Origin of the sequence: Pseudomonas sp. M47T1 (assembly GCF_000263855.1) — a bacterium.
Lineage (GTDB): Bacteria > Pseudomonadota > Gammaproteobacteria > Pseudomonadales > Pseudomonadaceae > Aquipseudomonas.
In genome coordinates this window covers 111,419-133,423 of sequence record NZ_AJWX01000013.1, presented here as the reverse complement: position 1 = coordinate 133,423, position 22,005 = coordinate 111,419, and the positions used below count along the sequence as shown (strand labels likewise).

Annotated in this window: 14 protein-coding genes and 7 pseudogenes; 13 read left to right on the top strand and 8 right to left on the bottom strand. The window is 63.2% G+C overall.

Going from position 1 to position 22,005, the window contains the following annotated elements:
- Positions 1 to 42 precede the first annotated feature (42 nt).
- The 4 genes from PMM47T1_RS15295 to PMM47T1_RS15280 all read right to left on the bottom strand — a co-directional run bounded on the left by PMM47T1_RS15295 (position 43) and on the right by PMM47T1_RS15280 (position 5,855).
- The gene (locus tag PMM47T1_RS15295; RefSeq protein ID WP_008370385.1) at positions 43 to 1,533 is read right to left on the bottom strand and encodes an aldehyde dehydrogenase family protein; all 1,491 of its coding nucleotides are present in this window, start codon (positions 1,531 to 1,533) and stop codon (positions 43 to 45) included.
- Positions 1,534 to 1,573: 40 nt separating this feature from the next.
- Positions 1,574 to 3,235 carry an AMP-binding protein gene (locus PMM47T1_RS15290; RefSeq protein WP_008370384.1) on the bottom strand — a complete coding sequence of 554 codons (1,662 nt, stop codon included), beginning with the start codon at positions 3,233 to 3,235 and terminating at the stop codon, positions 1,574 to 1,576.
- 82 nt (positions 3,236 to 3,317) lie between these two features.
- Positions 3,318 to 4,505, bottom strand: a complete 1,188-nt coding sequence (locus PMM47T1_RS15285) for a thiolase family protein (RefSeq protein ID WP_008370383.1) — start codon at positions 4,503 to 4,505, stop codon at positions 3,318 to 3,320.
- A 54-nt stretch (positions 4,506 to 4,559) separates the two neighbouring features.
- The gene (locus PMM47T1_RS15280; protein WP_008370382.1) at positions 4,560 to 5,855 is read right to left on the bottom strand and encodes an amidohydrolase family protein; all 1,296 of its coding nucleotides are present in this window, start codon (positions 5,853 to 5,855) and stop codon (positions 4,560 to 4,562) included.
- Between the two features lie 294 nt (positions 5,856 to 6,149).
- On the opposite strand from PMM47T1_RS15280, the gene PMM47T1_RS15275 reads away from it, so the two are divergent.
- The 7 genes from PMM47T1_RS15275 (at position 6,150) to PMM47T1_RS30595 (ending at position 11,453) form a co-directional block, all read left to right on the top strand.
- Positions 6,150 to 7,448, top strand: coding sequence for a cytochrome P450 (locus PMM47T1_RS15275; protein WP_008370381.1), 1,299 nt, complete (start codon positions 6,150 to 6,152; stop codon positions 7,446 to 7,448).
- A 24-nt stretch (positions 7,449 to 7,472) separates the two neighbouring features.
- A complete protein-coding gene (locus PMM47T1_RS15270) occupies positions 7,473 to 8,045 on the top strand; it encodes a TetR/AcrR family transcriptional regulator (protein ID WP_008370380.1) in 573 nt (190 codons plus the stop codon).
- A 34-nt stretch (positions 8,046 to 8,079) separates the two neighbouring features.
- A complete protein-coding gene (locus tag PMM47T1_RS15265; RefSeq protein WP_043301095.1) occupies positions 8,080 to 8,400 on the top strand; it encodes a 2Fe-2S iron-sulfur cluster-binding protein in 321 nt (106 codons plus the stop codon).
- Positions 8,394 to 9,623 carry an NAD(P)/FAD-dependent oxidoreductase gene (locus PMM47T1_RS15260; RefSeq protein ID WP_008370378.1) on the top strand — a complete coding sequence of 410 codons (1,230 nt, stop codon included), beginning with the start codon at positions 8,394 to 8,396 and terminating at the stop codon, positions 9,621 to 9,623. Before PMM47T1_RS15265 ends, PMM47T1_RS15260 begins: the two co-directional genes overlap by 7 nt.
- 123 nt (positions 9,624 to 9,746) lie before the next feature.
- Positions 9,747 to 10,304, top strand: coding sequence for a GTP cyclohydrolase I FolE (folE, locus tag PMM47T1_RS15255; protein WP_008370377.1), 558 nt, complete (start codon positions 9,747 to 9,749; stop codon positions 10,302 to 10,304).
- Between the two features lie 13 nt (positions 10,305 to 10,317).
- The gene (locus PMM47T1_RS15250) at positions 10,318 to 11,094 is read left to right on the top strand and encodes an enoyl-CoA hydratase-related protein (RefSeq protein WP_008370376.1); all 777 of its coding nucleotides are present in this window, start codon (positions 10,318 to 10,320) and stop codon (positions 11,092 to 11,094) included.
- On the top strand, positions 10,992 to 11,453 hold the full coding sequence (locus PMM47T1_RS30595; RefSeq protein ID WP_081492662.1) for an Lrp/AsnC ligand binding domain-containing protein: 462 nt from the start codon (positions 10,992 to 10,994) through the stop codon (positions 11,451 to 11,453). Before PMM47T1_RS15250 ends, PMM47T1_RS30595 begins: the two co-directional genes overlap by 103 nt.
- 129 nt (positions 11,454 to 11,582) lie before the next feature.
- Here the strand turns inward: PMM47T1_RS30595 and PMM47T1_RS15240 are convergent.
- Positions 11,583 to 12,473 (bottom strand): annotated as a pseudogene (locus PMM47T1_RS15240) (dioxygenase family protein).
- A gap of 49 nt (positions 12,474 to 12,522) precedes the next feature.
- Positions 12,523 to 13,557, bottom strand: a pseudogene (locus PMM47T1_RS15235) (maleylacetate reductase).
- Here PMM47T1_RS15235 and PMM47T1_RS15230 point away from each other — a divergent pair.
- From PMM47T1_RS15230 to PMM47T1_RS30890, 5 pseudogenes are all read left to right on the top strand, one after another.
- Positions 13,529 to 13,876: pseudogene (locus PMM47T1_RS15230) on the top strand (cupin domain-containing protein); the annotation flags it as partial. The pseudogenes PMM47T1_RS15235 and PMM47T1_RS15230 sit on opposite strands and share 29 nt — an antisense overlap.
- Positions 13,873 to 14,850: pseudogene (locus tag PMM47T1_RS15225) on the top strand (fumarylacetoacetate hydrolase family protein). The pseudogenes PMM47T1_RS15230 and PMM47T1_RS15225, both read left to right, overlap by 4 nt.
- Before the next feature lie 9 nt (positions 14,851 to 14,859).
- A pseudogene (locus PMM47T1_RS15220) lies at positions 14,860 to 15,820 on the top strand (NAD-dependent epimerase/dehydratase family protein).
- A pseudogene (locus tag PMM47T1_RS15215) lies at positions 15,817 to 16,616 on the top strand (cyclase family protein). Before PMM47T1_RS15220 ends, PMM47T1_RS15215 begins: the two co-directional pseudogenes overlap by 4 nt.
- A pseudogene (locus tag PMM47T1_RS30890) lies at positions 16,613 to 17,466 on the top strand (cache domain-containing protein). Before PMM47T1_RS15215 ends, PMM47T1_RS30890 begins: the two co-directional pseudogenes overlap by 4 nt.
- Before the next feature lie 531 nt (positions 17,467 to 17,997).
- Here PMM47T1_RS30890 and PMM47T1_RS15205 read toward each other — a convergent pair.
- Positions 17,998 to 19,266, bottom strand: a complete 1,269-nt coding sequence (locus tag PMM47T1_RS15205; RefSeq protein WP_043301092.1) for a tyrosine-type recombinase/integrase — start codon at positions 19,264 to 19,266, stop codon at positions 17,998 to 18,000.
- Positions 19,267 to 19,419: 153 nt separating this feature from the next.
- Complete coding sequence (locus PMM47T1_RS15200; RefSeq protein WP_008370359.1) at positions 19,420 to 20,334, bottom strand: LysR family transcriptional regulator; 915 nt, start codon at positions 20,332 to 20,334, stop codon at positions 19,420 to 19,422.
- A gap of 214 nt (positions 20,335 to 20,548) precedes the next feature.
- Here PMM47T1_RS15200 and PMM47T1_RS15195 point away from each other — a divergent pair, with 214 nt between their 5' ends.
- Complete coding sequence (locus PMM47T1_RS15195) at positions 20,549 to 21,565, top strand: zinc-dependent alcohol dehydrogenase family protein (RefSeq protein ID WP_008370357.1); 1,017 nt, start codon at positions 20,549 to 20,551, stop codon at positions 21,563 to 21,565.
- The last annotated feature ends 440 nt before the right edge of the window (positions 21,566 to 22,005 follow it).

The following is a 22,005-nucleotide window of genomic DNA, read 5'->3' as shown; positions in this document are numbered from 1 at the left end:
GATGACCTGCCCGTTGCCGGGCAGGTGGGAGCTGTTTGCGCTTCAGCCCAGGGGCGCCACGCAAACGGTCTTGGGCCGGATGAATTCATCCAGGCCGGGCTTGCCACCTTCGCGGCCGAAACCGCTTTCGCCCAGCCCGCCAAAGGGCGCATGGGGTGGCAGGCGCGCCGCGCCATTGACGTACACGGAGCCTGCACGCAGCTGATCGGCGACCCGGTGCACCTGGGTCACGTCCTGGCTGTACAGGTAAGCGGCCAGGCCATAGACGGTGTTGTTGGCGATGGCCACGGCCTGGGCTTCGTCACTGAAGCGAATCACCGACAGCACCGGGCCGAACACCTCTTGCTGCGCCAGATCGGACAGCGGGTCGACGTCGGCGAAAATGGTCGGCTCGATGAAGTAACCCTCGGCCAGCGTACCGCCCATGCGTTTGCCGCCCGCCACCAGCTGCCCGGCACCTTTGCTCTGGGCGCTGTCGATGATGCCGAGGATGCGTTCGCAGGCGGCGGCGTTGATCACCGGGCCGAACAGCACCTGCGGGTCGTCGGGTATGCCGCGGGGCATGGCCTGGGTCGCCACCAGCAAGCGCTGCAAGACCTCGTCGTAGATGTCGTCCTGCACCAGCAGGCGCGAGCCGAGGATGCAGGCTTGCCCCGCCAGTGCGCCGAGGCCCATGTACACGGCGTTGGCGACCGCCAGATCGAGGTTGGCGCCCTTGAAGATGATGTTCGCCGACTTGCCGCCCAGCTCCATCACCGAGGGCTTGAGGTGCTCGGCGCACGCGGCCATGATCTTGCGCGCCGTGGCCGGGCCGCCGGTGAATGACATCTTCTGGACCTTGCGGTGCACCACCAGCGCGTTGCCCGCCTGGGCGGTGCCCGGGACCATATTGATGACACCCGGTGGTATGCCTGCCTCGATGGCCAGTTGGGCAAACAACTCCGAGGTGAAGGGCGTGAGCTCCGAGGGCTTGACCACCACGGTATTGCCCGCCGCCAGCGCCGGAGCGATCTTCATGGCGAGGGAAATCAGCGGCACGTTCCAGGTGATGATCACCCCGATGACCCCATAGGGTTCGGGCTGGGTATAGGTGAAGTCGCCGCCCTGAATGAACGAGCCGGTGACCGAGCCTTCGAGCTTGTCCGCCCAGCCGGCGTAATACTTGAGCCACTCGCGCGCATGGGCCACCAGGGTGCTGCCGATGCGCACCGGCGAGCCGTTTTCGAGCACCGCGATGCGCGCAAATTCGTCGCCGTGAGCCTGCACCAGATCGGCCAGGCGCAGCAACGCGTCGCGCCGAGCCGCTGGTTTGCAGGCGCGCCATTGAGTGAACGCCAGCGCGGCGGCATCAATGGCAGCGTTGACCTCGTCGGGGCCGGCCAGCGGAATCTGCGCCTGTACGCGCCCGGTGGCCGGATTGATGTGATCGAAACTGCCACCGCTGCCGGTGGTCAGTGCCTCGGCGCCGACCCGTAGATGTACGGCGGGGAGGCGAACGGCGGGCAGGGGCATCTGTGCAGCATGACTGGGCATGATGTATTCCTCGGGGTAGTCGGCAGGGGAGTAGGGGCCTTCAGCGTTTGCTGATCTTGATCCCGGCCTGTTCCTGGTCCCATGTGGCCGCCGTCACGCCTTCGTCGCGCAACTGGTACTTGAGAATCCGCCCCACGGGGCTGCGCGGCACTTCGCGGCGAAACTCGATGTAGCGCGGCACCGCGAAGTAGGGCAGATGATCCACCGACCAGAGAAACAACGGCTCTGCCTCCAACGAGTGGCCGGCGCGCAACACGATGGTCACCTTGAGCTCGTCCTCGCCCAGGTCGGAGCGCACCGCGTGGGCGGCGATGTCTTCGATTTCCGGGCGTTGACGAAAGGCGGCTTCGACCTCGAAGCTGGAGATGTTCTCGCCGCGGCGGCGCAGGTAATCCTTTTTGCGATCGACGAAATAGAAGTACCCCTGCTCGTCGAAGCGGCCGATGTCGCCGGTGTGAAACCACTGGTTGCGCAACAGCTTGAGGGTGTCCGCGGGGCGCTGCCAGTAACCGTCGAACATGACGTTGGGCTTGCTCGGCCGCACGATGATTTCGCCTGGGCTGCCCACGGGCACTTCGACGTCATGCTCGTCGACGATACGCACGTCGAAATCCGCGTGGCGCATGCCGGAGCTGCCGGGGGCTGCGGGCACATCCAGTGGCTGCACGGTGACCATCGCGCACTCGGTCAAACCAAAGCCGCTGATGATGGTGCGCTTGACGCCGAAGCGCGCCTTCCACTGTGCCTGGATGTCTGGCGGGAACGGCGCGCCGATGACATTGACGATCTGCCCGTGGCAACGCTGCATCGCGTCGTTGTCGGCCGCTTGCACCAGCAACGGGAACATCGAGGCCAGCAGCATGACTTCGTTGGCGCCGGTGCGTTCGATTTCCGGCCAGAAGTTGGACACCGAAAAACGCGTGTACAGCGCCACCTTCGCGCCCACCATGAGGTTGGACATCAAGGTCGCACCCACCGCGTTGAAGTGGAACATCGGCAGCGGCGTCCAGGTCACGCTGGTGTGATCGCGCCCAGAGACTTCGAGCATCTGCCGGCCCAGGTTGCAGGTGTAGTTGTGGTTGACCATGCAGCCCTTGGACGGGCCGGTGGTGCCGCCGGTGTAGATGAGCATCGCCAGGTCGCTGGGGGCGATGTCGACCGCCGGGTCCGAGGTATCGTCGCTGTACAGCGCGGGCCACTCGATGACCTGCCATTGGCGCTCGGCAGCGGCGCCCAGGTCCGGCGTTGCGCCGCGGTAGACCACGGTGCTGACCGCGGGAATACCGCTGGCGATGGCGGCGACCCGCTCGGCGTAGTCGCTCTGGGCGATGACCACCGCAGCGCCGGAATCAGCCACCTGGTGGCGCAGAAATTCGCCTTTGTAGGCGGTGTTGACCGGCACGCTCACCGCGCCCAGCTTGGTGATCGCAAACAATACGATGATCGCTTCGGCGCAGTTGTCGAGGATGGTCACCACCGTCTGGCCCTTGCTGACGCCCAGGGCCCGCAAGCCGTTGGCGACCTGGCAGGCATGCCGGTCGATGTCCCGGAAGCTGTACTGTTCGCCGAGAAAGTCCAGGAAGATGCGGTCGCCGTAGGCACTGACCGCACGGCGCAACACGGCGTTGATGGTGTCCTGGTCGCCGGCGCTCCAGCCGGCCGCCTGCAAGTGCTCTGGCTCTGAATGAGTAATGGCGTTCATGAAAATCCCCGGTGTTATTGGACTTGTCTGGAGTCAGTCTTGATGAATTTACTGGCTATATGTCAGTTATTTGTCTGCGCCGTTACAATCGCGTCAACAGCGCCGCGGAGGCGATCGGCCCGCCGCCCATGGTCACCGCAGACACCCTCGGCGTCCCGGGTACCTGGCGGTCGCCGCCCAGGCCGCGCAACTGGATCACTGCTTCGTGCACATGGCCAAGGCCATGCAGGCGCCCGGCCGACAACTGGCCGCCGCCGGTGGCCAGCGGCAACTCGCCGTCCAGGGCAATACGCTGGCCGCCCTCGATGAATGCCGCGCCTTCACCGCGCTTGCAGAAGCCCAGGCCTTCGAGCCACAACAGGCTGAGGAAACTGAAGCCGTCGTACAGCTGCGCCATGTCGACGTCGGCCGGCTTGAGATCAGTGCGACTCCACAGGCGCTTGCCGGCGTCTTCGGCGGCGAAGCGGGTGAGGTCGGTTTGCTGATCCCAGGTGTCACGGCCATACAGCGGGCCGCAGATCGCTTCGATGCCGATGGCGGCAGCGTTGAGGTCGCGGGCGCAGTCGCGGTGCGAGACGATGATCGCCACCGCGCCATCCACCGGCACATCGCAGTCGTACAGGCACAGGGGCGTGGAGATCATTCGCGCCTCCAGGTATTGCTGCAGGCTCAACGGCTCGCGGTAAATGGCCGCGGGGTTGAGCGTGGCGTTATGCCGAGCGGTCAGGGCGATCTGCGCCAGTTGCTCGCGGGTCGCGCCGAATTCATGAAAGTAGCGCGACGCCGCCAGGCCCACCCAGTTGGTCGCCGAAAACGCGCCGAAGGGTGATTGCCAGATGCCGAATCCCGCTACCCGATCAGTGCCGGCGCCTACCAGACTGGAGCGCGTGCCTTGGCTTGCGGCCGACGACTCGGTGACGGTGCGAAAGCACAGCACATGGCGCGCCTGCCCGGTGGCCACGGCCATGCAGGCATTGATCAGTGCGCTCATTTGCGACGCCTCGGCGCCGGCCGTGTACCAATTGAGCTCCAGGCGCAGGGCTTCCTTGATGTCGGTGATCGAGACCGGTGAATACCCAGCAGGCTCGGGCTTGTAACCCGGCCAGCCGGCGATGCCGTCGATGTCGCTGCGCTCAAGGCCGGCATCGGCCAGCGCCCGGGTGATGGCCTCCAGCGTCAGGTCCAGACCGCTGCGCCCCAGGCGGCGCCCGGTGGCGGATTGGCCAACACCGGCGATGATCGCTCGACGTTCGAATATTTCAGTGCTCATGACGCTTCCTTCGCTGACCGGGCCTGCCCGTGACGGCAGGCCCGAGACCACTGATCAGGCAAACATCTTCATGACGTCGCCGGAGGTGACCGGCTTGCCATCGGCGCGCGCCGGGTTGGCGCCACCCAGGCCCGCACGCGGCGCGGTATCGACATGCAACGCCTGAGCGCGCAGGGCACCGACGGTGCAGTTTTCGCGGCCCAGAATGGCGAACGGGTCGTAGGAGAACTCACGCATGGCATTGAGGTGGGTGATTTTGTGGATGTCGTTTTCCGGCAGGTGCTGGATGGTCTTCCACAAGGCCTCAGGGCAGTTCGGCCACACGGTGTCGGAGTGCGGGTAGTCGCATTCCCAGGTGATCATGTTGTCGTTGAGAAAGCGCGTGTTGGCCAGGCCAAAGGCGTCATCGATGAAACAGGTGATGAAGTTCTTGAAGAACAGCTCCGAGGGCAGCAGCTCGCCGAAGTTGGCGTTGGTCCAGGCGCTGTGGTGCTTGTAGGTGAAGTCGGCGCGCTCGAGGAAGTACGGAATCCAGCCGATGCCGCCCTCGGACAATGCCACCTTCAAATTGGGGAATTTCTTGAAGATGGGCGAAAACAGCCAGTCGGATGTGGCGTTGGCGATCGACATCGGCATGGTCACGATCCACGAATCGATGGGCGACTCGGACGACACATGGGGGGCGCTCATCCCGGAGCCGATATGGATGCTGACGACGATCCGATGGTCCTCGCACACCGCCCACAGGGGGTCCCAGTAGCCGCTATGGATGCTCGGCAGGCCTTTGGCGGCCGGCACGTCAGGGAAGGTGATGGTGCGCACGCCCAAGGCGGCGACCCGCTTGGCTTCGGCCACGCAGGCGTCGATGTCCCACAGTGGCATGATCGCCAGGGGGATCATGCGCCCGGGCGCGTAGCCGGCCCATTCATGGATGTGCCAGTCGTTGTAGGCGCTGACGATCGCCTTTGCCGCAGCCGGGTCCTTGGAGCCGATGAACAGCACGCCGGCGAACTGCGGGAAGGTCGGGAAGCAGATGGAGCCCAGCACGCCATTGACGTTCATGTCCTCGATGCGCGAGGCGATGTCCCATGCGCCCTTGCGGATCTGGCTGTAGGCTGCGGGCTCGACACCGTATTCCTCCGGCGGGCGACCCACCACGGCATTCAAGGCGATGTTGGGCAGGACCTTGCCGTCGTAGATCCACGAGTCCTGGCCTTCGGTGCCGTTCTTGGTGGTGTGCATCCTGGGGGCCTGGTCACGGTATTTGGCCGGCAGGTGACGGTCGAACAGGGTCGGCGGTTCGATCACGTGATCGTCGACACTGACCAGGATCAGATCATTCATTTCCATTCGGACTACCCTCATTGTTTTTGTTGGGCGAAGCAGTCGCATTGACGGCGACAGCGAGCGAAATGCGAAAAAACTGTCATATAGTCAGTTATAAACTTACCCCTCGTGGTCCGGCGCTGTCAAGCGGCCTGACCGGCCCACCCCAGTAAAACTGAAGAGACACAAATTTCTATTTGCGTCTCACAAAACTCTGGTTAGACTCGATGAGACACAATGTGGTTTCTGTCTCATTGCGCATGTGCGGCGACAGGCTCCTCATTGCGTGCCCCATCACTCTGATGCAGGACAACAACAATGAAGATCGGAGCTGTAAACCTGGCCGACCCCGACGTTTTCGTCGGCGGCGTGCCTTATGACTATTTCGCCTTTCTGCGCCAGCACGCGCCGGTCACTTGGGTGCCCCGTGCGGGCACCGACGGCTTTTGGGCAGTGACGCGGCATGCTGACATCGTCGCCATCGAGAAAACCCCCGAGGTGTTCAGCTCGCGCACCAATCTGTTGCCGCTGCCCATTCCGGAATTCACCCTGCAGCGCGACATCGATCACAACCTGGTGCTGACCGATCCGCCTCGGCATGCCTTTTTGCGCCGCATCATCATGAGCGCGTTCACGCCCAAGGCCGTGGCGCAATTGAACGAGCGGATCAAGGTGCTGACCGCGGCGATCATCGACGAGGTGATAGAGAAGGGCGCATGCGATTGGGTCGACGTCGCCGCCTACGTGCCGATCGAAGTGGTCGCGCACATCCTCGACGTGCCCGAAGAGGTTCGCGCCCAGTTGTTCACCTGGGCCAACGCCACCCTGGGCAGCAGCGACCCGCAAGTAGCCGCGCTGCTGGACCCGCGCACCGCCGCCGAGCAGATGTTCGCCTACGCCAGCGAGCTGGGTCGCCAGCGCCGAGCCAATCCTCAAGACGATATCTTCAGCGCCATCGCCGCCGCCCGCGAAGACGGCGAGATGCTCAGCGACGTCGACCTGGGTTGCTTCTTTCTGCTGCTGGCAACCGCCGGTAACGAGACCACCCGTACGCTGATCCTGCAGGGCACCCTGGCCCTGATCCAGCACCCCGAGCAGATGCGCAAGCTGCGCGCCGACTTGTCGCTGCTGCCCAATGCCATCGAGGAGATGCTGCGCTGGGCCACCCCCGTGCTGTGCTTCGGCCGCAAGGCACTGAGCGATGTCGAACTGCACGGGCAGTTGATCAAGGCGGGCGATCAAGTCGTGCTCTGGTACTGTTCCGGCAGCCGCGACGAGGCGGTGTTCGAGGCGCCCGATCGCTTCGATATCGAACGCCGCAACGCCCGGGATCACCTCGCCTTCGGGGCCAAGGGCGGCATTCATCAATGCCTGGGTTCGATGCTGGCACGCAGTGAACTGCTGGCGATGTTCGAGGCCATCGTCACGCGTCTGCCCGATATCCGCCTGGCCGGGCCCGTGGTGCGCTTGCGCTCCAACTTCGCCAACGGCATCAAGCACATGCCGGTGCATTTCAGCGCCGCGCCAGCCTCGGGCAATGGCCCACGCGCACGGCTGTACGCCACCGAAACCGTTGTACCGCCGCCCGGCTGCCCGATGCATCGGGCCGTGCCATGAGGCATTCACACCGTGGAGATTCAGATGAATGAGACAACACCCAAGCGCGGTGCCGGGGTACAGCAACGGGTGGTCGACAGCGCGGGCTCCTGCGTCGAGCGCCTGGGCCTGGAGGCTACTACCGTGGACGACATCGCCACCGAAGCAGGCGTGTCGCGGGCCACGCTTTACCGCAAGTTCGCCAACAAAGAAGCCATCTTCGACGCCATGGTCGCCGCCGACGCCGAGCCCTTCGCCGAGCAGGCCGAGCAGATCCTCAAGGGCGCGGGCGACCTCGCCACCCGTATCGAAGACGCCCTGGCCCTGGGCATCCTCGCCATGGCCGAACGGCGCTGGTTGCATGACGCGATGCAGGGCGCCGGCTCGTTGGGCAATACCCTGTTCCAGACCGGCTACCGCCAGCGCTCGCGCGCGGTATTGGCGCTGATCCTGCAGTCACCCCAGGCCCGTCCCGGGCTTGAGCTCGACCCGTTGCTGGAGTGGTTCATGCGCGAGCTGCTGGCGCTGGTGGCGGCTCGGCCCTGGGACGAGGTACGCCTGCGACGGCATATCGCCGACTTCGTGCTGCCGGTGCTGATCCTTGATCAGTACCGCTGAAACCGCCCGCCCAGACCTAGTGGATGAACGCACCATGCCAACAATAATAATGATCGAACACAACGGGACTCGCCACGAACTGCAGGCCAAAGCCGGCGAGTCGGTGATGCACGCGGTGGTGGAGAATATGGTCCCGGGGCTGCTCGCCGACTGTGGCGGCGCCTGCAGCTGCGCCACGTGCCACGCCTACGTGGAGCCGGCCTGGCGGGACGCGCTGCCGGCGCCGAGCGAGGATGAGGCGATGATGCTTGACGGCGTGCTGGAGCAGCGTGACACCAGCCGCCTGACGTGCCAGGTGATCGTCACCGATGCCATGGAGGGCTTGCAGTTCCAACTGCCGGCCAGCCAATGCTAGCGCCGGGTGGTGTGGTGATCGTCGGTGCCGGCCAGGCGGCGGCGGAGCTGGCGGTGAGCCTGCGCCAGCAAGGGTATGGCGAGACCATCACGTTGATCGGCGATGAGCCGTGCCTGCCGTACCACCGCCCGCCGCTGTCCAAAGGCTTGCTGGCCGGCGCGCTGCAAACCGACGCGGTGCTGATTCGCGGTCAGGCAGCTTATGCCAAGGCTGGCATCGACCTGCGCCTGGGCACCCGGGTGCAGCGTATCGAGCGCGAACACGCCAGGGTCCGGCTCGACACGGGCGATACGCTGACGTATGGCGCGCTGGTGCTGGCCACCGGCGGTCGCGCCCGCCGGCTCGCGCTGCCGGGCGCCGAGCATCCACGGGTGATGACGTTGCGCAGCATGGCCGACGTGCAAAGGCTGCGTGAACACTTCAGGCCCGGCCAGCGCCTGGTGATCATCGGCGCCGGCTATGTGGGCCTCGAAGTGGCTGCCATCGCCGCCCAGGCAGGGCTCGACGTGCAAGTGCTGGAGAGCGCTGACCGGGTGCTGGCGCGTGTCGTCACGCCGCAGCTCTCGGCCTACTACCAGCAGGTGCATGCCCGCGCCGGCGTGGCCATCAGCACCGGCATCAGCCTGAGCGCCATCGTTGAAGAGCCAGATGCCGCCTTGCGGGTGTGCGCCAAGCAGGGCGCCAGCTGGCTGGCGGACGTGGTGCTGGTGGGCGTTGGTCTGGAGCCCGATGTGGCGTTGGCGCGCGATGCCGGCATCGAGGTGGGCAACGGCATTCTGATCGACGAGTTCGGCCGCACCAGCGCGCCGTCGATTTTCGCCATCGGTGATTGCGCCAACCATTTCAACGCGTTTGCCGGCAGGCGCCTGCGCCTGGAGTCGGTGCAGAACGCGGTCGAACAGGCACGCGCGGTGGCCAGCTGGTTGTGCGGCAAGCCAGTCGCCCATTGCATCGTGCCGTGGTTCTGGTCCGATCAATACCATCTCAAGCTGCAGATGGCAGGCTTGTGCGAAGGTCATGACCACGTGGTGCTGCGCGGCACGCTGGCGGCCGATAGTTTTTCGATGTTCTACCTGCGCGCAGGGCAAGTGATTGCCGTGGATGCGGTCAACCGGCCGGCGGAGTTTCAGCACGCCAGGCGGCTGATTGCCAACGGTGGCAACGGGTTCAGTGTCGAGCAACTGGCGGACGAAGCCGTGTCTCTCAAGGAGGGAGCGGCGTAATCGAGCACATGAGCAGACGTGTACAGGCTGGATAACTGACATATGGTCAGCTAATATCCTGGCTCGACTGACCCGTTGCGCAGGGCCAAACCCCGCGTTGGCACTTCAATACAAGAGGCACTCATGAGCGAGAAGCTAGCAGTACATTACCGGGAAATCCTGGAGGGCCTGGGCGAAAACCCTCACCGCGAAGGCTTGCTCGACACCCCGGCGCGGGCTGCCAAGGCCATGCGCTTCCTGTGCAACGGCTACCACAAAGACCTGCACGAGGTTCTCAACGGTGCGCTGTTCGCGTCCGACACTGACGAGATCGTCATCGTCAAGGACATCGAGCTCTATTCCTTGTGCGAGCACCATCTGTTGCCCTTCATCGGCAAGGCCCACGTCGGCTACATTCCCAGCGGCAAGGTGCTGGGGCTGTCCAAGGTCGCGCGGATCGTCGATATGTTCGCGCGGCGCCTGCAGATCCAGGAAAACCTGACCCGGCAGATCGCCTCGGCCCTGCAGGAAGTGACCGCCGCCGCCGGGGTCGCGGTGGTGATCGAGGCCCAGCACATGTGCATGATGATGCGCGGGGTTGAAAAGCAGAACTCGGTGATGACCACCTCGGTGATGCTGGGAGCGTTCCGCGATTCGGTGAACACCCGTCAGGAGTTTCTGCAATTGATTGGCAAGCGCTAGGGTGAAGCCGCCCATGGACAACCCGCCGGTGATCATCCAGCGTGAAGGCCCGCTGACCCTCATTACCCTGAACCGCCCGCAGGTGCACAACGCCTTGAACGCCCTGGCGCAGCAGGCGCTGGAGCAGGCGTTCGATGATTTTGACGCCGACCCCTCGCAGTGGGTTGCGATTGTCACCGGGGCGGGCAGCAAGGCGTTCTGCGTGGGCCACGATCTCAAGCAACAGGCCCGTGCCCCGGCGCGCGTGACGCTTGCCAGGGGCTTCGCCGGCCTCACCGCGCGGTTCGACCTGACCAAGCCCGTCATCGGCGCAGTCAACGGCATGGCCATGGGCGGCGGCTTCGAGCTCGCTCTGGCCTGCGATATCCTGGTAGCCAGCGAGCATGCCACGTTTGCTTTGCCCGAGCCGAAGGTGGGCCTGGCCGCATTGGCTGGTGGCTTGCAGCGCCTGCCCCGGGCCATCGGCCTCAAGCGCAGCATGGGCATGCTGCTGACCGGGCGCCGCCTGAGCGCGGCCGAAGGGCTGGCGGCGGGCTTCGTCAATGAAGTGACCGGTGGTGATGTGATGCACTGCGCCCGCGAGTGGGCCGCGCAGATTCTCGGCTGCAGCCCACTGGCCATCAGGGCGACCAAGGAGGCCTTGCTGCGCGGCCTGGACCGCCCCATGGCGGCGGCAATGGAGGAGCAATGGCAGTACCCGGCGATGCGCCAGATGCTGGACTCGGAGGATGCCCACGAGGGACCGCAGGCCTTCGTCGAGAAGCGCGCGCCGGTGTGGAAGGGCCGGTAGTCGCCGCGTATCTGCACTGGCTGTGTTGTCAGCGCAGGGTGCGTCGAAAAAACAGCGGATACCTACCCGTGACGCGCTTGAAGGCGCTGCTGAATGCGCTCCGTGAGGTGATTTCGGCGTTTCTGGTCTCCGGGGAATCGGATTTCCTGTTGCACGTGGTGGTGCCCGACCTGCGTGATTACGAGCGCTTCTTGACCGAGTCGCTGCTCCGGCTACCGGGGTGGCGGGACATCCGCAGCAACTTCGCGATCAAGACCATCAAGCCTGCAGGGGTGTTGCCGTTGGAGCATTTGAAATCAACGCATCGCAGTGGATGTGGCAGCCCGGAAGTTGCCTGGCGCCGATGTGAGGTAGGATGAGGTCTTTGTATTATGATTACAATGTCATTGCTCCCACCTTTTAGGACGTACGCGAGCCCACGGCTGCGTGCAGGCCCCGATAAGCCGACTGGGGCGTTTCTGAGGGCGTATTGCCTAGGGCTGTGGCAGTCAAGCCCGCACGCCGGCGCCGAACCCTGAAGGACTAAGCACAAACTCGAAATCCAGCGTGCAGTACCCCCGATCGATGTGCTGGCCATACGGGTCTTCACCCGGCGGATGATCCTGCCAGTTGGCAATCAACGAAGAGCGCACGCCGAAGACCGCGTCCGAATCCAGATAGTCACCGCCTTCACGAAACACATGGGTCACCAGGCGCTCATGATTCGGTGCGGTGATCATGAAATGCAGGTGCGCCGGTCGCCATGGATGACGGTTCAGCGCCTCCAGCATTTTACCGACGGGGCCGTCATGGGGGATCGGATAGCAGTCAGGCACGATGGTGCGAAAGTGGCATGCGCCTTATGCATCGGCTTGCAGCACGGCGCGGCCTTGAAAGGTCGCTTCCCCGAGCTCGGGCTTCTGGACATCGTAGAAGCCTGCATCATCGGCCTGCCAGACCTCCACGGTCGGCCGGGCAACCGGCTTGCCGTGAATGTCCCGCACGTGGGTGCGCACGAACCAGGGCGTTCCAGGCAAGCCTTCGCTGATGTCTGCGCCGAGGTCGAAATGCGGGGCATTTGGGACATGGAAGGGGCCGAAGACCGTCGCTTCGGTACAGCCCTCAGGCTTGCGGTTGTTCTGCGCGGTGACCAGGGTCGACAGCCCCAAGGTGTCCGAATGCAGGATGAACTCCTGGCGCAGCGGCGAGCAGATTTGCCCGACCGCTGTTAAAAACTGGATGCCCTTGTCCCATTCCTCTTCGGTCAGCTGCGTCTCCCGAGCGAAGTCGTGCAAGTGCTGTATCAGGCCGGCCATTATTTCGTGCAGGCGCGCATCGTCGGTTTCGGCGTTGCGGGCGAGCACGGCTTGAGTGATGGTGTGTTCATCAAAGTTTTTCATAAGTCTGCCCTTCCTGTTGTTCTTGTTCAGGTGTATGCCCGGTGGCGCATCAGGCTGGACTTTTGCCTTCGTAGGCATCTTGCAGAAGCTCGCGGATGCCCGCGCGTTCCATAGGCTGCGGGTTCCAGTACGGGTTGGAGAGGGCGATGTCGGTGGCGGTGTCCAGGTCGGTTTCGGTCATGCCCAATGATTTGAGGGTCATCGGCGCCCCAAGGGATTGGGCCAGGTCATAGAGCGCGGCGCCGGCCGAGGTTTTACCCGCATTCAGGGCGCGGACAATGCCGCTGGCCGCTTCAGGGGCCGCGCCGGCGTTGTAGGCGATGGCGTGGGGCAGCACGATGGTGTGGGTCGGGGAGTGAGGCAGGTTGAAGCTGCCGCCCAGGGTGTGGCACAGCTTGTGGTGCAGGGCCATGCCCAGGTGGCCCAGTACCGTGCCGCATAGCCACGCGCCGTGCGGCAGTCGGCGCGTGCGTCGAGGTCCTGGGGGGCCTTGATCACCCGGGCGAGGCCCGCGGCCATGGCGCGAATGCCGTCCTCGGCCATCAGGGCCATCACCGGGTTGCCATCCTGGGCGTAGAGGCCCTCGGCCGCATGGGCAATGGCATTCATGCCGCTGGTGACGGACAACCCTACTGGCAACGTCGCGGAAAGTGCCGGTTCGTAGATCACGGTTTTGGGCAGCACGCGCAGGTCCTTGCCGGTCTTTTTCAGGCCGTTCTCGGTGAGCCCGTACACCGCGTCATTTCCGACCCTGCATAGGTGGTCGGGATCGCCAGGATCGGCAAGCCGGACTCCAGGGCGATGGCCTTGCCCAGGCCGATGGTCGAACCACCCCCGATTGCGATGGCGCAGTCCGCGTCCAGTTCATGGGCGACAGTACGGGCCTGCCGGGCGGTTTCGATCGGCACATGCATCACCGCCTTGTCGAACACACCGGCGGCTCTTGAGCCCAGTATTTCGGCGATGCGCTCGGCATGGTCGCGGTGGTCAGGGGTCGACAGCACCAGGGCGCGACGTGCCCCAGGCGGTCGATTTCACCCTCCAGTTGCGAGAGGCTGGGCAGCCTGATTCGCGTGGTCGACATCCCCCCGGACAGCGTACAGAACAACGTCAGCGCCGAGGACGCGGCGGCCGCGTTCGCCGAAATCGGCCAGGCCCACGCCAGCACGGGGGAGCCCGGCTCGCGCCACAAGCTGATGCACCGCACCGAGACCCTCGACTACGGCATCGTCACCGAGGGCGAAGTGTGGCTGGTACTGGGCGACGAAGAAGTGCACCTGACCCGCGGCGACGTGGTGGTCCGGCGCGGTACCAACCATGCCTGGAGCAACCGCACCGAATCGATGGCGCGCATGGTCTTCATCCTTCTCGACGGCCGCCTTGCCAAGGAGCTGCAAGCATGAAATTGGCAACATTGAATAACGGCACTCGCGACGGCCAGCTGGTGGTGGTCTCGCGCGACTTGCAACGCGCCGCGCTGGCACCGATCGCAACCCTGCGCGAGGCCATCGAAACCTGGCCGACCAGCGAGCCTCAGCTGCAGTTGCTGTTCCAGGCGCTCGAGGCCGGTACCGCAGCCGGCGCGTTCGACTTCGATCCCGCGCTGGCCATGGCGCCGTTGCCGCGGGCCTAGCAATGGTGCGACGGCTCGGCGTTTCTCAACCACGGCACCTTGATGCAGAAGGCTTTCAACCTCGAGCCCATCGATGGCGTCGAGCAGACGCCCCTGATGTACCAGGGCGCCGCCGACGATTTCCGCGGTGCCCGTCAGGACATTGCCCTGCCTAGCGTCGCTCAGGGCATCGACTTCGAGGGCGAATTCGGTGTGCTGGTGGATGACGTGCCGCTGGGCTGCTCGGCAGAGCAAGCGCTGGGCCATATCAAGCTGGTGCTGCAGATAAACGACGTCAGCCTGCGCGCCCTGGCCCCGCGGGAGATGAAAACCGGTTTTGGCTTCCTCCAGGCCAAGCCATCATCGGCCTTTGCCCCGGTGGCAGTCACCCCCGACGAGTTGGCTGAGGCCTGGCAAGACGGGCGGGTGCAGTTACCCCTCAACATTCACTGGAACGAGCAGTGGTTCGGCCACCCCCATGGAGGCGAAATGAATTTCAGTTTCGGCCAGTTGATCGCTCACGCAGCCTTCACCCGCAGGCTGGGGGCAGGGACCCTCGTCGGCTCGGGCACGGTGTCCAATCGTCAGCGCAGCGCGGGTTCGGCCTGCATCGCCGAGCGCCGTGCGATCGAGATGATCGAGCAGGGCGCCGCCCAGACCGCTTTCATGCAATTCGGTGATCGCGTGCGCATGGAGGTGTTCGATGCGGCTGGCCAGTCGGTCTTTGGAGCCATTGATCAGCGTGTGGTTCAGGCCAATGGCTAAGGGGTTTTCATGAGTGTATTGATCACTGGCGCGAATGGTTTCGTGGGGCGGCAATTGGTCCTGCGCCTGCTTGAGAAGGGCGCCATTGCCAGCCGACGTATCAGCCACTTGTTGTTGCTCGACGCTAAACTGGACGGCTTCGCCCAGGACCCGCGATTACGCCTGCACAAGGGCAGCATCACCGATGCCGCGCTCATTCGGCGAGTGCTGGCCGATGGTATCGATGTGGTCTTCCATCTGGTCAGCGTGCCAGGCGGCGCAGCGGAGCAGGATTACGGCCTGGGCTACCAGGTCAACCTGCTGGCCAGCCTGGAGCTGTTCGACCAACTGCGCCAGCAATCCCGGCCGGCGGTATTGGTGTATGCCAGCAGCGTCGCGGTCTATGGCGCGGCGTTGCCCGCACGCATGGATGAATCTGCCCCCACGTGCCCTCAGCTGTCTTATGGCGCGCACAAGCTGATGGTCGAGACGGCGTTGTGCGACCTGGCCCGGCGTGGCGAGGTTGATGGCCGGGCGCTCAGGCTGCCGGGTATCGTGGCGCGCCCGCCTCAGGCCAATGGGCTGCGCAGTGCCTTCATGAGCGATCTGTTGCATGCCTATGCGGCGGGGCAATCCTATGTCTGCCCAGTTGCCCCTGAGGCAACCGCCTGGTGGATGTCAGCACTGTGTTGCGTCAACAACCTTATCCATGCCGCAGAGCTCCCCGCAGGCCAGCACCGACCGCGTGTGGCAACTGCCCGTGCAGCGCTTGTCGATGGTGCAGGTCCTTGACGCCTTGGCCAATCGTTTTGGCGTCGCCGGGCGAGCCGCGATCAGCTTCGAGCCTGACGCGCCTCTTCAGTCCCTGTTCGGCGCGATGCCATTGCTCAAGGCTTCACGGGCTCGCGCCGCTGGTTTTTGTCACGACGGCAACGCCAATACGCTGGTCCGCAACGCCCATAAATTGCCTGCCGGGAGGAAAACCCTATGAACAGCTCGAAACGTCGTCTCGTGGATTGTCGGTCACGCTCGGAAACAACCCCTATACCGATCCACCGCCATTGCTCCCCAAGATCGAGTACATGGACCACCAGCAGGGTTGGCCCGAGATGGCCGCGATGTGCCCCGGCCTGCGCATGGACCAGATGCCTGGCAACGAGTCGTGGGCGGCGGAGCGCCAGCAGATAACGACGCACAGCGGGACCCATATGGACGCCCCCTGGCACTACGCATCGACCACTGACGGCGGGCAGCCGGCCTGGGGAGTTGACGAGCTGCCGTTGGAGTGGTGCCTGCAACCCGGGGTGAAGCTCGATTTCAGGCATTTGCCCGACGGGCATGTGCTCACCGCCCATGAGGTGGAACAGGAGCTGGCCCGCATCGGCCATAGGCTACAGCCCTTGGATATTGTGCTGGTCAACACCCGCGCAGGGGCATTGTTCGGGCAGCCAGGTTACCTCGATGCCGGGTTGGGCATGGGCCGCGAGGCCACGCTTTATCTGCTGGATTGTGGCGTCAGGGTGGTGGGGACCGACGCGTGGAGCTGGGATGCCCCCTTCAAATACACCCGCGAGCGATTCGCCCAGAGTGGCGACGCGGCAATCATCTGGGAAGGGCACAAGGCGGGCCGGGACATTGGTTACGGGCAGATGGAAAAACTCGCCAACCTTGAGCAATTGCCTGCCCATGGTTTTGAAGTGTCGTGCTTTCCCTACAAGATCAAACACGCATCAGCCGGCTTCGTTCGCGCCGTGGCGATTTTCCCAGAGACGATGGATTCGCTATGAATCTTCGTTTGTGTGTGGCTGCTGGTCTCGCACTGTGTGCCGCTCTGGCACATGCCGATGATGGGGCACAAGATGTCCGGGCCAGTGCACTGGTCAAACGTGCCGTCGATTACTATCAGTTGCAAGGTGACGCGGCCCTGCCGGCATTTAGCCGACAAGGTGAATTCATTGATGGTGATCGCTCTGTCTTTGTTGTCGACAACCGCGGTACGCTGCTGGCCAGCGGCGGCCCTACGGCCGTGCTCATAGGCCCCGAAGTGTCCAAGGTGCTGGCTGCGGAACTGAACAGCGCATTCGCCAAGGCCTTCAGCGCCAACGATAACCTGGGCGTGCAAAGCGTGGAATATCGCTGGAACAACAGCGTTCAGCATCGGGTGGATGCTTAAACGCGTGTACTTTCAAAGAGTCGGGGGACCGAGTGATCGCCGCGACTCAGTCGGTCCCTCACGCCAGCGCCACCCAGGCGCAGCAGTTACTCGGCCGGGCTGTAGCGGCACTCGCCCAGGACCCTGATGGCACCATCAAGGCGATCAACAATTTGTCAGCAGACTTTCGCGAAGACGACCTGTATGTCTTCGTGGTGGATTCACGCACGGGGCGCTACGCCGCGCATGGTTATAACGTGCGCCTGGTCGGTGTTGATTTCGCCAGTATCCATGACCCTGCCGGCAAACCTGTGGGCGAGCCGATCATGGCATTGATGCGCAAAAGCGACGCCGCCAAATACGACTATCGCTGGGAACACCCGGTGACGGGCAGGGTCGAGGATAAATATGCCCTGATTCAAAAGGTAAGGGATTATGTGGCCGTGGTTGGCTATTACCGTGGTTCTACCGGGGATGAACAGTAGCCCTGACCAGGCTGTACGCGGGAGCGCTGGCGAGGGAACATCGCCGCGCTCTCAAACGGGGGCGGTGGTGCATTTGAATTGGAGTATGTGCATGCTCGCAGAAGATTCCAGGTATCTCGCTTCGACCCGCGAAGGCAGCCAAGGTGTCAACGTGCTCACGGATTTCATCTGCGCAATTGGAAACGTCGATTCGGCGTTTCTGGGGTGTGGCGTGCAACTTCCATCCGCAAAGCTAGGGGGGCCTGAAACCGCGGTTGGGGCGAGGGCTGGTTGCCTACCTAGAAAAAAACAATCGGGGTTCCCGACCAATGCGTAAAACCTCTATGCGGGATTGTCCTGGCTTCGAGTGGTACTCTGCAAGCGTGCCTGGAAGTTTTTCACGCGGTGTGTTGACAACCCTTCGAAACCAGTCCAGAACTGCGTCCATTCCTGAGGCAGGAATGAGAAAAACCCTAAGTTAATCAAATGGTTAGCGATTGGATGTTGGTCTCGTTTCCCGCACCAGTCTCCTGATTTGCATTCGCCGCATCGTCAATCTGTGGTTATTCGCGCAGCGTTTTGCCGCAGCTGATCTAAGTAGTCAGCCCATTGTTGAGCCGCTTCCCGGCGTTGTGCCAGCAGTTGGGCGCGCGCATAAACAGCCCCTAGCGCACCTGGCATTCTATGGGATAACGATAGTTCGAGCACAATTGGATCGATGCCCAAGTGCTCGTGTGCAATGGTTCTGTAGGTCGCGCGAAAGCCGTGGGCAGTGATGTCGTACTCTGGCCAAATGCGCTGAAAGGACTTGAGCATGGAGGTTGGGTTTATGGGACGCCCCGGATAGACCGGGGAGACGAACACCCAGCCTTTGCCTCCTTCATCCACAACGCGGGTTTTATGTACCTCGCGTAACAGAGCCAAGGCTTGCTCAGGCAACGGCACGATGTGTTTGCTCTTGTCCAGATGCTTGGTCTTGCTCACCACATAACGCCAATCGGCGCCCACCAGGTCGACATCTTCCCAGCGCATCTGCACCAGTTCGCCTGGGCGGACCGGCAACATAACCAGCAGGCGCATTGCGGTGGCAACGCTGCCGTCGTTGCAGTCATCAAGGCGTAGAAGAAATCTGCCCAGGTCGGATGGCCTTTCGATTGCCGGGTTGCTGGTCACGATGTGGCGAATCTTCAACTCCTCGATGTTACTGAGCGCCACGTTGCGCTCTACCCAGCCGCGACCTTCGGCAAAGCCCAACACTGCCCGGATGATGGTACGCACGCGCCGGGCCATGGCCATGGTGCGCTGGCGGCGCAACTCAGTGATGATCGTAGTGATGTGCTCCAACTTGATCTCGCTGATCGGTTTTTTGCCAATGGCAGGCAAGATGTGGTTGTTCAGCGCTCCGGTAAAGCCTGAGATGGATTTGGTCACCAATTCGGCAGACTTGAATGCCAACCATTGCTCGGCTACGTACGCGAAGGTGCGCTCTTCATTAAGTAACTGCGCCTCGATTTTGGCGGTCTTGGCCTTGAGCGGAGCGGTGTGGTTAGCCACGTCGCGGCGCGCGCTGCGGGCAATGTCGCGCGCCTCCTTGAGACCAATGTCGGGGTAAGCGCCGATGGAGAAGCGGTTTTCCTTGCCATGAAGCCGATACTTCAATCGCCAAACCTTGGATGGGGATTTGCCGACCTTGCTCGACGCCCTTACCTCCAAGTAGAGGCCAGGGACTTCGCCATCGGCGTGTTTTCCGGGTTCGGTCAGTGAGCGAATTAAGGCATCGCTGAGTTTTCGTTTGAAAACAACCGCGTTATCTGGGGACATCGGTGGGGGCATCCCTTTTAAGGAACCGGAATTTGCCCCCAATTATGCCCCCGTGAGTCGTGGAATCCACTGGATTTAGACAGACGGCAGCGGACCGTAATTAGCGGTAAGAGGTTGTTAGACAACGCTTTTATGGAATTTAGCGGAATTCCATTACAAGCTATCGGGGTCCCCAAAAAACATCTGAATCCTTGACCTCAACCACCGCTCCCCCGGGTCGTTATCCTGCGCCCCACGCCACGCCATGTGCAGCTCAAACCCCGGCATCTCCAGCGGTAGATCCTCTGCCCGCACACCGCCGGCTGCCGTCAGCGCCTCGGCGGTGTAGTCCGGCACCGTCGCCACGATATCGGTGCCCGACAGCAACGTGCTCAGCCCATTGAACTGCGGCACGGCCAATACCACATGGCGCTTGCGCTCGACTTTTTCCAGCTCGGTATCAATGAACCCGCTGAGGTCGCCGGCGAACGACACCAGCGCGTGGGGGCGGGCGCAGAAGTCGTCCAGGCTGATGGGGCCGGGCATGGTGTCGGCGCGCAGCAGTTTGGGGCGGCTGCGGCGCAGCACCTTGCGCTTGGCGTTGGCCGGCAGGTCGTTGGTGTAGCTGACGGCGATGGAGATTTCGCCCGAGGCCAGCAGCGGCGGGGCGAGGATGTAGTTGACCCGGCGTATTACCAGGACGATGCCCGGCGCTTCGGCGCGCAAGCGCTTGAGCAGGGGCGGTAGCAGGGCGAATTCGACGTCGTCGGACAGGCCGATGCGAAACACCGCAGTGCTGGTGGCCGGGTCGAACTCTGACGCGCGGCTGACGGCGGTGGAGATGGAGTCCAGGGCCGGCGACAGCAGGGCGAAGATCTCCACGGCCCGCGCCGAGGGCTCCATGCTGCGCCCGGTGCGCACGAACAGCGGGTCGTCGAACAGGCCGCGCAGGCGCGACAAGGCGGCGCTGATGGCCGGCTGGCCAAGGAACAACTTCTCGGCCGCGCGGGTCACGCTACGCTCGTGCATCAGCGTTTCGAACACGATCAGCAGGTTGAGGTCGACGCGGCGCAGGTCGTTTCGATTCATCGGATTCGCTTCAATGCCAGGGTGACAAATGGTTCATGCGTGAATCTTACGGGCAAAGGCTGTTAATCTGCACCGGTAAATTCATTTTTGCCTGGTGCGCAAGTCATCGCGGAATCAATGCCAGGCATGTCGACTATTAATGGCCACGGGTGGTCTATCTCTCAAAGCCCGGATAGAGTTCATGGCATTAGAGGTTAAAAAGGCGAGGTTTGCGATGTCCCGCACGATCCGTTTTCACAAGTTTGGCCCGGCCGAAGTGCTCAAATGCGAAGAGCATGCGGCCGCCTTGCCCGGCCCGGGCGAAGTGCAGGTGCGTGTCGAGGCGATCGGCATCAGCTGGTACGACGTGCTCTGGCGTCAGAACCTGGCCCCGTCCCAGGCGCACCTGCCCGCAGGCCTGGGGCATGAAATGGCCGGCGTGGTAACCGCCGTCGGCGACGGCGTGGAAGGTTTTTCAGTGGGCGACAAGGTGGCCAGCTTCCCGGCCGAAAGCCCCAACCAGTACCCGGTGTACGGTGAGGTGATTGTGTTGCCGGCGCTGGCGCTGACGCGCTACCCCGACGTGCTGACGCCGGTAGAGGCGGCGGTGCATTACACGCCATTCCTGATTGCGTCGTTCGCCTACACGGAGCTTGCCCGCGCCAAGCCGGGGCAGACCGCCCTGGTCACGGACGCCAGCCACTGTGCCGGTCCTTCTTTTGTGCAACTGGGTAATGCCCTGGGCCTGAAGGTGATTGCCGCCACCAAGTCGGCGGACGAGCGTGAGTATCTGTTGTCCTTGGGCGCCACCAAGGTGATCGTCACCGAGGAGCAGGACCTGTTGATGGCGATCAACAAGTACACCGACAACCGTGGCGTGGACATGGTGCTCGATGGCCTGGGCGGCCCGCAGATGTCGATTCTGGGTGACGTGCTGGCACCGCGCGGCAGCCTGATCCTGTATGGCCTGCAGGGCGGCAACCAGACACCGTTCCCGGCGTGTGCGGCGTTCCAGAAGAACATTCAGTTCTACGTGCACTGCCTGGGCAACTTCACCGGCAAGCCGGAGCTGGGTATCGCCCAGGACAGCACGGCGTTGCAGCGCGCCCTGCGTGAAATCAACCAGCTCACCGCCGACCGGGTGCTGGTGCCGCAGATCACCCGTGTGTTTGCTTTCGAGCAGTTCGTGGAAGCGCACCGGTTGATGGATGAATGCCCGTGCGGCGGGCGGATCGCGCTGACCCTGGTGTGATGGAGGGGGCGGGTGCGCTGAGCGCAAGGCTTGCACCCGCGTAACCACGGATAGGCCCGTTTGTCGCCAGCGGCTACAGCCTCCGCAATTCTCCTACTTATATACTCCCAAATATTCGACAGATACTTCCGTAACTCATGTCGAAATTTCCTACAAGTTAGCCCCTGCAACTTCGCTCACCCCTCTAGACAGGGTGTTTCCCTCTGCTCGTTGATGTTTCCTTCGTAACTGCACTGGTTTTTACAGTCGTTCTGTCCCTGTTAATTCTCCTTCAGCCCTGACTACCATCCGCCCATCAGATAGCTCAGGGACCGAGTCATGCCTGTCCATTTTTCCGCGCCAAGGCCGCATACGCCCCTGTCAGAACCGTCTTGGTACTGATAGGCGATCGTGCGCCTGGTCGCCGTCGCTGCCTGTAGGAAGTTGTAAGAAAGCTCTGA

Bases quoted from the DNA above. Each gene is read 5' to 3' on its own strand.
- PMM47T1_RS15295 (WP_008370385.1), bottom strand. From the start codon at position 1,533: ATGCCCAGTCATGCTGCACAGATGCCCCTGCCCGCCGTTCGCCTCCCC.
- PMM47T1_RS15290 (WP_008370384.1), bottom strand. From the start codon at position 3,235: ATGAACGCCATTACTCATTCAGAGCCAGAGCACTTGCAGGCGGCCGGC.
- PMM47T1_RS15285 (WP_008370383.1), bottom strand. From the start codon at position 4,505: ATGAGCACTGAAATATTCGAACGTCGAGCGATCATCGCCGGTGTTGGC.
- PMM47T1_RS15280 (WP_008370382.1), bottom strand. From the start codon at position 5,855: ATGGAAATGAATGATCTGATCCTGGTCAGTGTCGACGATCACGTGATC.
- PMM47T1_RS15275 (WP_008370381.1), top strand. From the start codon at position 6,150: ATGAAGATCGGAGCTGTAAACCTGGCCGACCCCGACGTTTTCGTCGGC.
- PMM47T1_RS15270 (WP_008370380.1), top strand. From the start codon at position 7,473: ATGAATGAGACAACACCCAAGCGCGGTGCCGGGGTACAGCAACGGGTG.
- PMM47T1_RS15265 (WP_043301095.1), top strand. From the start codon at position 8,080: ATGCCAACAATAATAATGATCGAACACAACGGGACTCGCCACGAACTG.
- PMM47T1_RS15260 (WP_008370378.1), top strand. From the start codon at position 8,394: ATGCTAGCGCCGGGTGGTGTGGTGATCGTCGGTGCCGGCCAGGCGGCG.
- folE (WP_008370377.1), top strand. From the start codon at position 9,747: ATGAGCGAGAAGCTAGCAGTACATTACCGGGAAATCCTGGAGGGCCTG.
- PMM47T1_RS15250 (WP_008370376.1), top strand. From the start codon at position 10,318: ATGGACAACCCGCCGGTGATCATCCAGCGTGAAGGCCCGCTGACCCTC.
- PMM47T1_RS30595 (WP_081492662.1), top strand. From the start codon at position 10,992: ATGGCAGTACCCGGCGATGCGCCAGATGCTGGACTCGGAGGATGCCCA.
- PMM47T1_RS15205 (WP_043301092.1), bottom strand. From the start codon at position 19,266: ATGTCCCCAGATAACGCGGTTGTTTTCAAACGAAAACTCAGCGATGCC.
- PMM47T1_RS15200 (WP_008370359.1), bottom strand. From the start codon at position 20,334: ATGAATCGAAACGACCTGCGCCGCGTCGACCTCAACCTGCTGATCGTG.
- PMM47T1_RS15195 (WP_008370357.1), top strand. From the start codon at position 20,549: ATGTCCCGCACGATCCGTTTTCACAAGTTTGGCCCGGCCGAAGTGCTC.